The sequence below is a fragment of the Methylobacterium goesingense genome (assembly GCF_022179225.1).
Classification (GTDB): Bacteria; Pseudomonadota; Alphaproteobacteria; order Rhizobiales; family Beijerinckiaceae; genus Methylobacterium; species Methylobacterium goesingense.
This window is the reverse complement of sequence record NZ_BPQL01000011.1, coordinates 1-13692: the sequence shown is the minus strand read 5'-3', so window position 1 is coordinate 13692 and position 13692 is coordinate 1. Positions and strand designations below refer to the sequence as shown.

General features: G+C 67.4%; 11 protein-coding genes and 1 tRNA gene. 9 read left to right on the top strand and 3 right to left on the bottom strand.

Going from position 1 to position 13692, the window contains the following annotated elements; genetic code table 11:
• Window positions 1-99: 99 nt before the first annotated feature.
• The gene (locus MFF30_RS01925; protein WP_238275876.1) at window positions 100-1944 is read right to left on the bottom strand and encodes a chloride channel protein; all 1845 of its coding nucleotides are present in this window, start codon (window positions 1942-1944) and stop codon (window positions 100-102) included.
• 193 nt (window positions 1945-2137) lie between these two features.
• Here MFF30_RS01925 and MFF30_RS01920 point away from each other — a divergent pair.
• From MFF30_RS01920 to MFF30_RS01895, 6 genes are all read left to right on the top strand, one after another.
• Window positions 2138-2214, top strand: a tRNA-His gene (locus MFF30_RS01920).
• Window positions 2215-2427: 213 nt separating this feature from the next.
• A complete protein-coding gene (locus tag MFF30_RS01915) occupies window positions 2428-3609 on the top strand; it encodes a transglycosylase SLT domain-containing protein (RefSeq protein WP_238275874.1) in 1182 nt (393 codons plus the stop codon).
• 237 nt (window positions 3610-3846) lie between these two features.
• Window positions 3847-4353, top strand: a complete 507-nt coding sequence (locus MFF30_RS01910; RefSeq protein ID WP_238276011.1) for a response regulator — start codon at window positions 3847-3849, stop codon at window positions 4351-4353.
• Between the two features lie 138 nt (window positions 4354-4491).
• Window positions 4492-5412 (top strand): transglutaminase family protein, encoded by a 921-nt coding sequence (locus MFF30_RS01905; protein WP_238275872.1) that lies wholly within the window; start codon window positions 4492-4494, stop codon window positions 5410-5412.
• Between the two features lie 74 nt (window positions 5413-5486).
• Window positions 5487-6293, top strand: coding sequence for a transglutaminase-like domain-containing protein (locus MFF30_RS01900; protein ID WP_238275869.1), 807 nt, complete (start codon window positions 5487-5489; stop codon window positions 6291-6293).
• A gap of 172 nt (window positions 6294-6465) precedes the next feature.
• Window positions 6466-7125, top strand: coding sequence for a L,D-transpeptidase (locus MFF30_RS01895; RefSeq protein ID WP_238275867.1), 660 nt, complete (start codon window positions 6466-6468; stop codon window positions 7123-7125).
• 184 nt (window positions 7126-7309) lie between these two features.
• Here MFF30_RS01895 and MFF30_RS01890 read toward each other — a convergent pair whose 3' ends face one another.
• Both MFF30_RS01890 and MFF30_RS01885 read right to left on the bottom strand, forming a co-directional pair.
• Window positions 7310-7663: a hypothetical protein gene (locus tag MFF30_RS01890; protein WP_238275865.1), complete on the bottom strand. Its 354-nt coding sequence runs from the start codon at window positions 7661-7663 to the stop codon at window positions 7310-7312.
• 179 nt (window positions 7664-7842) lie between these two features.
• On the bottom strand, window positions 7843-8334 hold the full coding sequence (locus MFF30_RS01885) for a phasin (RefSeq protein ID WP_238275863.1): 492 nt from the start codon (window positions 8332-8334) through the stop codon (window positions 7843-7845).
• Between the two features lie 201 nt (window positions 8335-8535).
• On the opposite strand from MFF30_RS01885, the gene MFF30_RS01880 reads away from it, so the two are divergent.
• From MFF30_RS01880 to acs, 3 genes are all read left to right on the top strand, one after another.
• Window positions 8536-11163, top strand: coding sequence for a PAS domain-containing sensor histidine kinase (locus MFF30_RS01880; protein ID WP_238275861.1), 2628 nt, complete (start codon window positions 8536-8538; stop codon window positions 11161-11163).
• A gap of 57 nt (window positions 11164-11220) precedes the next feature.
• Complete coding sequence (locus tag MFF30_RS01875; protein ID WP_238275859.1) at window positions 11221-11487, top strand: hypothetical protein; 267 nt, start codon at window positions 11221-11223, stop codon at window positions 11485-11487.
• A 147-nt stretch (window positions 11488-11634) separates the two neighbouring features.
• Entirely contained in the window at window positions 11635-13584 is a 1950-nt protein-coding gene (acs, locus tag MFF30_RS01870; protein WP_238275857.1) for an acetate--CoA ligase, read from the top strand.
• Window positions 13585-13692 lie beyond the last annotated feature (108 nt).

Genomic DNA, 13692 nt, shown 5'->3' with positions numbered 1-13692 from the left:
TGCTTTTTTCATGTCGCCACGAGCGGCCTGCGGTTCGCCTTCGCCAATCTTCCGAACGCGAACGCTGTCGGGCGGGATTGCATGGCGCCGCCGACGACCTCAGCCCGTTTCGCCCAGCACCGCCCGACGCTGCCGATCCAGCTCCTCACTGTAGCGCTTCAGGGTATGGCTTTCCGTGAGGAAACCGATGACCTTGCGGCTCTTCAGATCCTCGACCACCGCCAGGGCCTCGCTCTCGGTCCGGTCGAAGATCGCCGTGGCGATCTTGGCGTTCATGTCGGCCGTGAGGACGTCGGCCGTGTGGCGCAACAGGGCGGAAAGGTCGGGGGAGCCGTCCTCGGCCTCACGCAAGGCGGCATGCGCCTCCGGCACCAGGATGATGCCGGCGTAGCGCCCCTCCCCGTCCACCATCACCACCCGCGAGGGCGAGCCGAGGGGGTGCTTGCGCAGGAAGGCGGGCAGCGTCTGGTCGAGGGGTGCTGTCGGCACCTCGCGGCGCATTAGCTTGCCCACCGTCAGGGTGCGGATCCAGCCGACATCGTGCGCACTGCGAATGCTCTCGCCACGCAGGTGGAAGCGCCAGGTGGCGAAGGAGTAGCCGAAGGTCTTGCGCACCGTCAGCGATGAGGCGATCACCGCGACGAGAACGAGGCCGGTGATCGGGAAGCTCCCGGTGAGCTCGAGGGCGAGGAACGTCATGGTCAGCGGGCCGCCGATCACCGCGACCGCCAGGGCGCTCATCCCGATCACCGCGTAGGCAAGCGGGGTCAGCCCGAAGGCGGCGAGGCCGGGCAGGATCAGCGGCATCCCGGCGGCGAAGATCTCGCCCGCGATCGCCCCGAGGAAGAGCGAGGCGAAGAACAGGCCGCCGCGGAAGCCCGACCCGATGGAGATCGCGGAGGCAGTCGCCTTGGCGACGAACAGCAGGACCAGGGCGGAGAGCCCGAGGGTGGTGCCGTGTGCGTCGAGGTGCAGGTGCAGCGCCCCGTGCCCCCCGGAGAGGACCTGTGGTGTGGCGAGGAGTGCCAGTCCGCCGACGCAGAGCCCGCCGAGGACCGGAACGCACAGGGTCGGCAGGCGCGTGGCGCGGAACGCCGCCTCCACCAGCGTCACTCCGCGCATGATGAGGATGCCGAGCCCGGCGCAGATCAGACCGAGGGCGAGGCTCGGCACCGTGTCGAGGGGGGTGAGCATCGTCGTGGTGATGGCGTCCGCCCGCTCGACGGTGACGAGGGAGGTCTGCGCCACCAGGGCGCGGGCGACGACGCTCCCGCACAGGGCGGCCACGACGACCGGGGTCAATGTCGCAATGGAGTAGGTGCCGATGATGAGTTCGAAGGCGTAGAACGCACCCGTCAGCGGCGCGCCGAACGCCGCCGCGATGGCGGCCGCCGCGCCGCAGCCGACCAGGGTGCGCTGATCGGCCCGGCGCAATTCGAAGGACAGACCGAGGCGCGAGGCCAGCCCGGCACAGAACTGGGTATAGGCCGCCTCCATCCCCACCGAGATGCCGCTCCCGTTGGAGATCGTATTCTGAACGACCACGATCGCGGAATCGCGGATCGACATCCGGCCGCCGTGCAGCGCGTTCGCTTCGATGGGGTCGACGACGGCGCGGCGGGGGCGGCCGCGCCAGCGCAGGGCGAGGTTGAACAGGGCGAGCAGGATGCCGCCGAACGCTGGCGCCAGGAGCAGCACCAGGACCGGAAGGTCGGTGGCCGCACTGAGGCGCAGTCCGGGCGGCAGCCCGTACAGCAACTCGCGCATGACCTGCGTCGCCTGACTCATCGCCGCCACCGCCGCGCCTCCACAGCACCCGATCAGCGCGGCGAGCACGATCAGGCCGATCTCGCTGCCGCGGACCAGGGCGCGCAGGTGTCCGGGCGCCTGCACGAGAACCTGTCTGGCGATCGGCGGGCGGGACGGGACGGGTTGTGGTGGCATCGACCGGTGTCGGAGGCGGGGGCCGGGAGGTGAGCGCTTGGGAGACGGACCCGCGCCCTGCTTAGCCTGCCCGATGTCACGACGTCGACCGCCAAGCGCGAACACCCCCGGGTGGGGATAGCGCACACTTTTGCCGACGATCCGCCGAAGGCGGGTTGAAATGCGGCGCGGCTCGGGATAGATCGCCCGCAGTGCCGCTGTAGCTCAGTTGGTTAGAGCGCTTGATTGTGGATCAAGAGGTCCCCCGTTCGAGCCGGGGCAGTGGTACCATTAACGCCTACGTATCGTGACGCTGTCACAGCGGCCGTGCATCGCATGGCCGCTTTATACGTTTTGGCGGGCCGTCTCAGTTGGAGATGTGCCAAAACGCTCTCGACACCGTGGCGAAGTTGCCACGGGATTGCCCCAAACTGGGCCGTGTTGTCGCCACATCTGTCAAGCTAATCTCAATCCGTTGCCAGGGAACGGGGTTGGGTCGCACAGATGCAGGGTCGAAACGTCGGATCGTCACGGACCGTCTTCGCCAAAGGCCCGCACCTCGCCAAAGGGCTCCTCGTCGCAGGCTCGAGCCTGCGGGCCACGACCGCAACATCCGACGCCCTGATGCTGTCCGGCCGGGTCGGTAGCGCTCATGGCAGCCGCCCCGCCCTCACCCGCTCCGTGCTCTCGATGTTGCTCCTGGCCGGCGGCCTCGGTGCCATCGTCTCCTACGGGATCGGGCCCGAGGCGGCGGTGGTCCAATCGGCACAGGCGATGACCGAAATCACGATGCCGAAGCCGCGTGTCCAGCCGGTCTCGGTCGTCCTCAAGGCCAGCCCGGTCGCACCGGCGGCGCCCGCCATGATGACCGCCTCCTCCGCCTTCGCGGCGGTCCACGACCTCGACACCGAGCTCGGCTCGAACGCGGTGGACCGCGTCTCCTACGACTTTCTCCTGACCGAGAGCGCGGTCGGCGACCCGAACGACGTCCTCGAGTTCGGCCCGATGCGGATCCGCCGCCACCTCGTCCAGAAGATCATCCGCGCCGCGCAGGCGGTCCAGACCGACCCGGTTCTGCTCATGGCGGTGGCGGACAAGGAATCCAGCTTCAAGACCGAAGTGCAGGCGCAGACCTCCTCGGCAACCGGGCTCTACCAGTTCATCGAGCGGACCTGGCTCGGCGTGATCCGGGACTTCGGGCCGAAATACGGTCTCGCCAGCGACGCCGCCCTCGTCGTGGCGGGGGATAACGGCCGCCCCACGGTGACGGATGCGGCCGAGCGCACCCGCATCCTGGAGATGCGCCGCGACCCCTATCTCTCGGCCCTGATGGCCGGCGAGATGCTGAAGCGCGATGCCGCCCGGATCGCCCTGCGCATCGGCCGCGAACTCACCCTGGGCGAAGTCTACCTCGCTCACTTCCTCGGCCCCGACGATGCCGAGGATTTCCTGGCCTCCGTCGTCGACAAACCGAAGACCGCCGCCGCCCAGATGCTGCCGGGCCCGGCACGCGCCAACAAGTCGATCTTCTTCGCCGCCCAGCGAGGGCGCCGCAAGGCCACCAGCCTTTCGGTGGCTCAGGTCCACGAGAAGTTCGAGGCCATGATGAGCACGCGCGGTGCCCGCTATCGCGACGTGCGCTCGGTGGCCGGCGTGATGGCCTATGCCGACGCTGCCGTCGATTGACGGACGGCGCCCTCCCAGAATCGTCACGTGCTTGAGAAAAGGCACATGGCTTTCGGTCGGCGGGATGATTTCTGGCAACTGAGCGTGGCGTCCCGGCTTTAATGTCCGTGCGGCCCGTGCAGGGCGCGTCACGAGCACACTTGTCGGAGGCTTCGCTTGCCGGACCTGAAAGGCACCCCGCCGGACCGATCCTCGTCCACCCGTCCGGCCGCGCCCGCGGACACCCTCAGCCCAGGCCTGTCCCTCGACCGGATCGGACAGGCGCTGGCCGCCTTCTACGACGATCTCATCGCCGAGGGGGTGCCCGAGCACCTCGCCAGCCTCGTTCGCAATGTTCGGCCCGAGCCGGCGGCGCCCGTCAAATCCGACCGGGTGGCCCTGGTGGTGGAGGACGACGAGGCGACGCGGCAACTCGCCGAGGCCCTCCTCAGTGACACGGATCTCGGCGTCATCGGTTGCGACAATGCCGAAGCGGCCCTCGCGATCATGCAGGAACAGGGCGGGCGCGTCGCCCTCGTGTTCGCGGATGTCCGTCTCGCGGGACCGATGGACGGCCTGCAACTCGCCGCGGCCATCACGCTGCTGTGGCCGACGGCCCGAATGGTGGTAACCTCCGGCCGGAAGGCGGAGCGGCCAGCCAATCTGCCGCCGCAGGCGGTCTTCATCCCGAAACCGTGGCGGCCCTTCGATCTACTGGTCGAGGCCGAGCGCGCCACCACCGAGCGCCAGCCGATCGTTCCATGATCACCGGGTTTCGCGGGGACAATCCGCGGAGCCTTCGCGCGCAGGGCGACCTGCGACCCCGGCGCACCTTTTGCATCGTGTTCGGCCAGCGTCCGTGCCGACACGCCCGCGCCAGATGCGCGGTGGAGCCTCCCCGCCTTGCCGATCCTCTCCGTTCGCCACGTCACGACCTACCGCTACCGCCAGCCCGTGGCGTTCGGCGAGCACCGCATCCTGTTCCGCCCGCGCGACAGCTACGACCAGCGCCTGATCGCGGCGACGCTCAAGATCACGCCCGAGCCGAGCAATTTGCGCTGGCTGCACGACGTGTTCGGCAATTGCGTCGCGGTCGCGTCGTTCACGGGCCGCGCCGCGCAGCTGACCTTCGAGTGCGCGATCACCCTCGACCACACGCCGGAATCCGCGCCGGTCTTCCCGATCTCGGCGCACGCCGCCTACTACCCCTTCGGCTACAGCGCGGAGGACATACCCGATCTCAGCCGCGCGATGGAGCGCCAGTACTCCGACCCTCGCAACGAGGTAGATGCCTGGGCACGCGCCTTCGTGCCCGCGGAGGGCCGCATCGGCACGCAGGATCTCCTCGCGGACATGACGCGTAGCGTTCGCCGCAACTTCGCGTATCTCGCGCGGTCAGAGAAGGGCGTGCAGGACCCCGTGACCACCCTGCGGCTGAAGCGCGGCTCCTGCCGCGACTTCGCGGTGTTGATGATCGAAGCCGTGCGTGCGCTGGGCATGGCGGCACGGTTCGTCTCGGGCTACCTCTACAACCCCCGGGGGGATCGCAACCGCCACGTGGGGGGTGGCTCGACTCATGCTTGGGTGCAGGTCTACCTGCCGGGGGCGGGTTGGATCGAGTTCGATCCCACCAACGGCATCGTGGGCAATCGCGACCTGATCCGTGTCGCGGTCGCCCGCGATCCCCGTCAGGCGGTGCCGTTGCATGGTTCGTTCTTCGGTTTCCCCGCGGACGACCTCGGCATGACGGTGAACGTTCAGGTCGATGAGATCGAACCCAGCCCGGATGTGCCGGGGTCGCCGGAACCGAAACTGGTGCGTTGACAGATCGGCCGCGGCCGGACCCGCGGGCAAGCAGAACCGCAGCGTGTGTTTCTCGACAGGATCAGGTGGTTGTCATGAAAATCAGGACTGGGTTCGACATCGCCTTCGAATCGGTTCAACCGACGCCCATGATCCTGGCACTCAGTGTGCACCCCTCACGGATGCCCGATGTGCTCACCCCGCACGTCATCAACTTCGATCCGCCCATTCCGTACCAGGATTACCGCGACAGCTTCGACAACATCTGCACCCGCATCGTCACCCCTCCGGGCCGGCTGACGATCTCGGCGGATTTCGTGGTGCAGGATTCCGGGCAGCTCGACGCCTACGCGCCGTACGCGCAGCAGATCGACGTGCAGTACCTGCCCAGCGACGTGCTCGTGTTCCTCCTCGGCAGCCGCTACTGCGATACCGACAAGCTCTCCGAGACGGCCTGGTCGCTGTTCGGCGGCACGCAGCCCGGCTGGGCCCGGGTCCAGGCGATCTGCGACTACGTCCACGATCGCATCCGCTTCGACTACATGTGTGCCGACGCCACCCGCACGGCCTGGGACGGATTCATGCAGCGTCACGGCGTCTGCCGTGATTTCGCGCACCTGGCCGTCGCGTTCTGCCGCTGCATGAACATCCCGGCCCGGTACTGCACGGGATATCTCGGCGATATCGGCATCCCGGCGGTGCCCGATCCGATGGATTTTTCGGCTTGGTTCGAAGTCTACCTGGATGGGGTCTGGTACACGTTCGACGCGCGCCACAACACGCCCCGCATCGGTCGCATCGTGATGGCACGCGGGCGCGACGCTACCGACGTCGCGATCACCACGAACTTCGGCTACGCGCACCTCGCCCGCTTCGACGTGCATACCGACGAGGTCTACTGAAGACCGCAACCGATGTTGTCGGACCGGACGGGAGCAGGGTGCGCTTGACCGCTCGGGAGAGCGTCCACCGAGTGCCGCCACGAAGATGACGAAATCGTCGAGGTGCGATGGAACCACCAGCCTACGCTTACGCTTGTATAGCAAAGGTTACGGCACAGGTAAGGTATCCACGATGAAGACCTTGGCGACTGCCCTGGCGGGCATACTCGGTGTCTGCGCACTCTCCGCGAGTCCTGCTCTCGCGAATCCCTATGATCCCTTCGGCAGCAACGCTGGCGATGACTATGGCAGCGATCCGGCTTATGCCTACGGTCGCGCCACCGACGATCCCTACGGCTACCAGGGCACGGTCGGCCAGGGCGTGCAGGCCGCGCCTCAGGCACAGGTCGCTCCGATCCCGCGCGAGATCGTTGCCTTCAACGGCAGCTACAAGCCCGGAACCATCGTGGTTTCCACGGCCGAGCGCCGTCTGTACTTCGTGATGCCGAACGGCGAGGCGATCCGCTACGGCGTCGGTGTCGGACGGCCTGGCTTCACGTGGTCCGGCGTGAAGACCGTGACGGCGAAGAAGGAATGGCCGTCCTGGACCCCGCCGGCCGCGATGATCGCGCGTCGTCCCGACCTGCCGCGCTACATGGCCGGTGGTGTCGAAAACCCCCTGGGCGCCCGCGCCATGTATATCGGTAGCACCGAATACCGCATCCACGGCTCGAACGAGCCGGACACGATCGGTCAGGCCGTCTCGTCGGGCTGCATCCGGATGACCAACGAAGATGTGACCGATTTGTACGAGCGGGTGAAGGTTGGCGCGAAGGTGGTCGTCCTCAACTGAATCCCGCTCGAAATCCGCGTTACATACGAAAGACGCCGCGCACTCCCGAGGGAGGGCGCGGCGTCTTTCGTTTGATCCGTAGAGCCGACACCACCACCTCGATGGATCGGCATCCTGCGGATCGCTTTCGCCCTGGCACCGATGCCGCGCAACGCGCAGCGAAAGCTGCCGCTCGTCGCGCGAATCAGGGCACGACGCGCCCGACCGCTGTCTGGGGCGAACTCAAGGGTGCCATCGGCATATTGCAGAAGCAACGGGCACCGAGCGGCCGCGGGCCGGGCAGCGGGCAGGAATAGGGCTGCAGACCGCTGAGCCCGGATTGAACCGCATCGCAGTTCAGGCCGACCTCACGCCGGGGCGCGGGCCGGGCGTAGCCGTCATCCCGGTAATCCGGGCGCGGCGGGCGGCGATCGTCGTAGTAGCGGCGCGGCGGGGGCCGGTCGTAGCCGTCGTCGTAGTATTGCGCGCTGGCGCCTTGAGCACCAAAGAGGCTCGCCAGGAGCGTGAGGAAGAGACTGATTCGGTAGATGCACCGCATGGCGTTTCGCCCCTCTCGACAGCGCCGGCCTCGAAGGGGAAGCGCGGCTGCTCGGCGGCCAGGGTTAGGAGACCCGACCGTCCGGGGCAAGCGCGGGCGCGCACAAGAGAACAGCCCGACCCGCGCGCGGCGGAACGGGCTGCGAGATAGGCGCCGCCGGAGCGGCGCCTCGGCTGTGATCAGGAGTTGGTGGCGTTGCGCATGGCCTGCTCGGCATCGCTGCCGGCCTTGCGGGCGGCCTCGGTGCTCTGCTCCATTGCCTTGCGGGCGTGCTCGGCAGTCTCCTGCATGGCGCCCTTGGCCTTCTCGGCGCTCTGCTGCATCGCGGTCTGCGCCAGACCGCCGAACTCCTTGGCCTGAGCCTGGATCGCGGCGAACTGGCTGCGGACGAACTCGGCCTGATGCTGCATGGCTTCCTGCAGGTCGCGCGAGCGAACCAGCTTCTGGGCCAGGTCGAAGGCGGCCGTCACGTTCTGCTCGGCGAACTCGAAGCCGCGCGCGGAGACGTCCTGGGCATTGGTGCGGGCCATCTCGGCGGAACCCTGCACGGTATCGGCCGTGCGGCGGGCGGCGCTGATGAACGAGTCGAACGCCTTGCGCGCCTGGTCGACGCTCTTCTCGGCGAAGTCGCGCATCTCGGCGGGCACTTCGTAGTTCGGGGTGCTGCTCATTATCCTCTCCTTGTTCACACTTGTTGATGGCTTGTTGTGCGCTGCAACATAGCACAGCTCCAGCCCTATGCCACCCTGCTGCGGCGCATTAACGTTGACAACAGGTAAACGCGCTTCATCCCCCTCGGTGGCTTACCGGAGGGCTGCAACGCAGTAAAAAGGGCGTCACGTCTCGAGAATCGTCACGCGAAACGGGTGCGGATGTTGGAAAAGATTGGGTCGGAGGCGGTGCTGGAGAACGACGCAGCGAAGGTGCTGATCCGGCGTGCCGCCGGGAGTGATTCGGTTCTCGCATCTCGCATGACTGATTCGGAGGCAGTGGTTCTCGTGCTCGACGGGGCGGGCGAACGCATCCTGCATGCTTCGGAGGCAGCGACGGGCCTGCGCCAGGCGATCTCCGATTCGCACGGCCACGTCCTGCCGGCGTTGCGGGTCGGAGCCCAGATCGCCCATGCAAGGCCGCGCCTCGACAATCCCCTGCTCCTGCGTCTTCACATCGATCCGCGACGGATCGCGCCGCCCGCCCTCGTCACGATTCTGCGCACGCGAACCGAGGCGGGCATCGATGCCCTGATCCTGCTCGCCGCCACGCCCCTGCCCCGTCTGCGCACCCGCCCGGTACCTGACCCCGTCGAGGTAGCGACTCGGCTAGTTCCCCTCGACGTTCCGCCCGACGCAACGAACCTCATTCCGGCAGGAGCAAATCTTCGAGAGGATCCCGACGCCGTGTTCCGACGCTTCACTTGGAAGAGCGAGGCGGACGGCACGGTGTCGGATCTCTCGTGGGCACCGGGCGATCGCCTGCGGCAGCAGCTGCTGGGTCGGACGTGGCGGGCCCTCGCGGACGCCAGAACATTGCGGGACGCGGACGGGCTGCTGGCGGCTCTCGGCGAGGCCAGAACCTTCCGCGCTATTCCCGTGACCCTCGTCGCGGGCGGCGACCGCGTCTTCGAAATGGAGCTGTCCGGATCGCCGGTCGATCGGTCCGGGCGCGGTTTTCGCGGCTTCGGTCAGGTTCGATCCGTAACGCCACCGGCGGCGTCTCCGCTGATCGTGGAGCTTGAGTCGATCCCTGGGGCGGCCCCCAACGCGGCTTCACCGACCGTGGTGCAGGATCGATCCGTGGAGGCGGGGCAGTCCCAGGCGGTCGAGATGGTGCCCCCGGGGATCGAGACGACCCAAGAGGTTGGGGCCTCCCCGCTCGATCCGAGCCTCTCCAGCCACGAGCACGCGGCGTTCCGTGAGATCGCGCGCGCGCTTGGGGCGCGATTTGCCGGCGATGACGCGGGCGCAGCGCCGACCGAGCGTGGCCTGCCCTGCGCCGTGATGCCGTTCCCCGCATCGGCTTTTCGCAGCGTGGATGCTGTGAGCCCGGATGCCGCCATGGTGGCGACCCTGGAGCGCCTGCCGGCCGGAATCCTGGTCTACCGCGACAATACCGTGCTGTTCGCCAACCGGCGCCTTCTCGATCTGACCGGCTACGCGGACACGGCAACGCTGGACGCGGCCGGGGGGATCGCGCGGCTGTTCGGTGGTCTGATGCCGCATGCCCGAGCCGAGAGCGACACCCCGGTCGTTCTCACGGCCCGCGATGGCGGCCGGTTCGGCGCCCTGATCGAGCACTCCGTCCTCGACTGGGCCGGGCAACCGGCCGAATTGCTCCTGGCGCGGGATTCCGAATCCAGCGATGCCGTCCGCGCCAGCGCCGCCGACGCCCTGGCGCAGGATTTTGCCGGCCGTAGGGGCGCCGAGGCGATCGCGGTGCTCGACCGGATCGAGGACGGGATCGCCACCCTCGACGGGCAGGCCCGCATCCTCGCGTTGAACCGCAGCGCCGCCGTGACTTTCGGATTGGCGGCCCGGGAGATCGTCGGTGCGAGCTTCCTCAGCCTGTTTACACCCGAGAACGCGGTCGACCTGCTCGCGCGACTGCACGCGGAGCCCGGGGCCGAGCCGGTGGACGCCGCCGTCACGGCGCGAGCCACCGGTATCGCGTTGCGGGTCAAGGTGCTTCCGATGGAGGAGGATGGGCCTGTTCGTCTCTGCGCCGTGATCACCCGCGCCATCCCCCTAAGTCGACCCGAGGCGATTGATGCGGGGGCCGACGCGGATGAGAACGCCGCACGCCGGCAGCCCTTGGATCTCCTCGCCCAGGTGACCCACGAGATTCGAGCGCCGATCGATGCCATCCTGGCAAGGGCAGACCGCATGCTCGGCGAACCGCACGGCCCCCTCGGATCCGAGCGCTACCGCGCGTCACTGCGGGAGATCCATGCCTCCGGCACCCAGGTGCTCGACCGCATGAACGGCCTCCTCGAACTCGCGCAGATCGAGGCCGGGCGCCTCGATCTGCGCGTGGCGCCGATCCCGCTGAACGAGGTCGTCGCGCTCTGCGTCGCGCAACTTCAGCCCCAGGCCGCCCGGGAGCGCATCGTGCTGCGCACCAGCTTCTCCGCCGACCTCGACATCCTGATGGCCGACGAACGCTCGGTGCGCCAGGCCACCCTCAATGTCATCGCCAACGCCATCGCGTTCACGCCAGCCGGCGGACAGGTCATCGTCTCGACCGGCATGGCGGATCGTGGCGATATCGCACTTCGCGTGCGTGATACCGGCTTGGGCATGACAGCCGAGGAGGTCGAGGGTGCGCTGCAGCCGTTTCGACAGATTGGGAAGGAAGGCTCTCGCAAGGGGACCGGGCTCGGCCTACCACTGACCAAGGCCCTGGTGGAGGCCAATCACGGGCGGTTTCGCATCGACAGCCGACGGGACGAAGGCACCCTGGTGGAGATGCTTTTTCCCGGCGCCGCCGCAACCCGGCGGGCTTGAGCGCAGACCACGCGGGCGCGGAAACCCGCGCCCCGACTTCGCGTTGGACCTTCAATCATGGAGATTCCGATGCGTGCTTCGATCCTCGTCCTCGCTTTCGCGCTGAACCTGCCTATCGCCGCCCAGGCACAAGAGGCCGGGCGCCTGCCGCCGGACACGAATATCGGCTCGGCCGGCCAATTTCGGAACATCACCTCGACCGGTGTTACGAAGCCGCCGGGCGGCGGGGGCGCGCCTAACGAGAACCGTGTTTCGGATTCCACCCGTAAGCAGCAAGCAATCGACCGGAAGGTGGAAACCGGAATCTGCATTGGGTGCAATTAAAGCGCGCGTGAACAATTTTGCCTGTCTGTCCCGGAACTTTCCCGATCCGCGCTTGCGGCCGGTATGTCCTTGTGCCTAAGACGGTATTCGGAAGACCCGGCTGCGTGAACAGTCGCGATACGATCGGGCACCGACAGGGAAGAAGCGATGGACGAGAAGGTGGTCGAAGTCCGTTCGGCATGGAGCGAGGGCGCCCATGTCGACGACGCAAAGTATCTGGCCATGTATCAGGCGTCCGTGAGCGACCCGGAGACATTCTGGGCCGAACACGGCAAGCGCATCGACTGGATGACCCCCTTCACGCGTGTGAAGAACACCAGCTTCGAGCCCGGCAATATCGCGATCAAATGGTTCGAGGACGGGCGCACCAACGTCGCCCATAACTGTATCGATCGCCATCTCGAGACCCGTGGCGACCAGGTCGCCATCATTTGGGAAGGCGACGACCCGAACGAGTCCAAGCACATCACGTATCGCCAGCTTCACTCCGAAGTGGGCAAGATGGCCAACGTGCTGCGCAATCGCGGCGTGGCCAAGGGCGACCGGGTTACGATCTACCTGCCGATGATCCCGGAAGCCGCTTACGCGATGCTCGCCTGCGCGCGCCTCGGCGCAATCCATTCCATCGTGTTCGGTGGATTTTCGCCGGACTCGCTGGCCGGGCGCATCGAGGGTTGCGCCTCCAAGATGGTAATCACCGCCGATGAGGGTCTGCGCGGTGGCCGCAAGGTGCCGCTGAAGGCCAATGTCGACGCCGCCATCGCCCGCTTGCCGAAGGACAGCGTGGACCACGTCGTGGTCGTGCGCCGGACCGGCTCGTCGATCGCCATGGAGCCCGGTCGCGACGTCTATTACGACGAGGCCGCCGCACAGGTGACGGACGATTGCCCGGCCGAGCCCGTCGAGGCCGAGCACCCGCTCTTCATCCTCTACACCTCCGGCTCGACCGGTCAGCCGAAGGGCGTCGTTCACACCACCGGCGGTTACCTCGTCTACGCGTCGATGACGCACCAGTACGTCTTCGATTACCGCGAGGGTGAGGTCTACTGGTGCACGGCCGATGTCGGCTGGGTCACGGGCCATTCCTACATCGTCTACGGGCCCCTTGCGAACGGCGCGACGACGCTGATGTTCGAGGGTATTCCGACCTACCCCTCGAACTCGCGTTTCTGGGACGTCGTCGACAAGCACAAGGTCAACATCTTCTACACCGCGCCAACCGCGATCCGCTCGCTCATGGGCGGCGGTGAAGGCCCGGTGAAGAAGACCTCCCGTGCCTCGCTGCGCGTCCTCGGCTCGGTCGGCGAGCCGATCAACCCGGAAGCCTGGGACTGGTACTACAAGGTGGTCGGCGAATCCCGCTGCCCCATCGTGGATACTTGGTGGCAGACCGAGACCGGCGGCATCCTCATCACGCCGCTTCCCGGCGCTACGAAGCTCAAGCCCGGTTCGGCCACGCGCCCGTTCTTCGGTGTCCAGCCCGTCGTGGTCGATGCCGAGGGCAAGACCCTGGAAGGCCCATGCGAAGGTAACCTCTGCATCAAGGATTCCTGGCCCGGCCAGATGCGCACGGTCTACGGCGACCACGAGCGCTTCGAGCAGACCTACTTCTCCACCTACCCGGGCAACTACTTCACCGGCGATGGCTGCCGCCGGGACGCGGACGGCTATTACTGGATCACCGGCCGCGTCGACGACGTCATCAACGTGTCGGGCCACCGGATGGGCACGGCGGAGGTCGAATCCTCCCTCGTCGCGCATCCGAAGGTGTCCGAGGCGGCCGTGGTCGGCTACCCGCACAACGTCAAGGGCCAGGGCATCTATGCCTACGTCACCCTGATGGAGGGCGAGGAGGGCTCAGACGAATTGCGCAAGGAACTCGTGACCTGGGTCCGCAAGGATATCGGTCCGATCGCCTCGCCGGATTTGATCCAGTTCGCGCCGGGCCTACCCAAGACCCGCTCGGGCAAGATCATGCGCAGAATCCTGCGCAAGATCGCCGAGGACGAGTTCTCGTCGCTGGGCGACACCTCGACCCTTGCCGAACCGGCGGTGGTCGATGACCTCATCGAGAATCGGCAGAACCGGACGCACTGAACGACGTCGGGTTTCTCGAACGCGCGGCCTGCCGGCAGCGCGTCGAGATTGGGAAAGCGCGTGTGGCGGACCGCGGCGCCCACGGCGACTTCGCCGCGCAGGACCGCG

Bases quoted from the DNA above. Each gene is read 5' to 3' on its own strand.
- MFF30_RS01890 (WP_238275865.1), bottom strand. From the start codon at position 7,663: ATGCGGTGCATCTACCGAATCAGTCTCTTCCTCACGCTCCTGGCGAGC.
- MFF30_RS01915 (WP_238275874.1), top strand. From the start codon at position 2,428: ATGCAGGGTCGAAACGTCGGATCGTCACGGACCGTCTTCGCCAAAGGC.
- MFF30_RS01895 (WP_238275867.1), top strand. From the start codon at position 6,466: ATGAAGACCTTGGCGACTGCCCTGGCGGGCATACTCGGTGTCTGCGCA.
- MFF30_RS01900 (WP_238275869.1), top strand. From the start codon at position 5,487: ATGAAAATCAGGACTGGGTTCGACATCGCCTTCGAATCGGTTCAACCG.
- MFF30_RS01925 (WP_238275876.1), bottom strand. From the start codon at position 1,944: ATGCCACCACAACCCGTCCCGTCCCGCCCGCCGATCGCCAGACAGGTT.
- MFF30_RS01885 (WP_238275863.1), bottom strand. From the start codon at position 8,334: ATGAGCAGCACCCCGAACTACGAAGTGCCCGCCGAGATGCGCGACTTC.
- acs (WP_238275857.1), top strand. From the start codon at position 11,635: ATGGACGAGAAGGTGGTCGAAGTCCGTTCGGCATGGAGCGAGGGCGCC.
- MFF30_RS01880 (WP_238275861.1), top strand. From the start codon at position 8,536: ATGTTGGAAAAGATTGGGTCGGAGGCGGTGCTGGAGAACGACGCAGCG.
- MFF30_RS01875 (WP_238275859.1), top strand. From the start codon at position 11,221: ATGGAGATTCCGATGCGTGCTTCGATCCTCGTCCTCGCTTTCGCGCTG.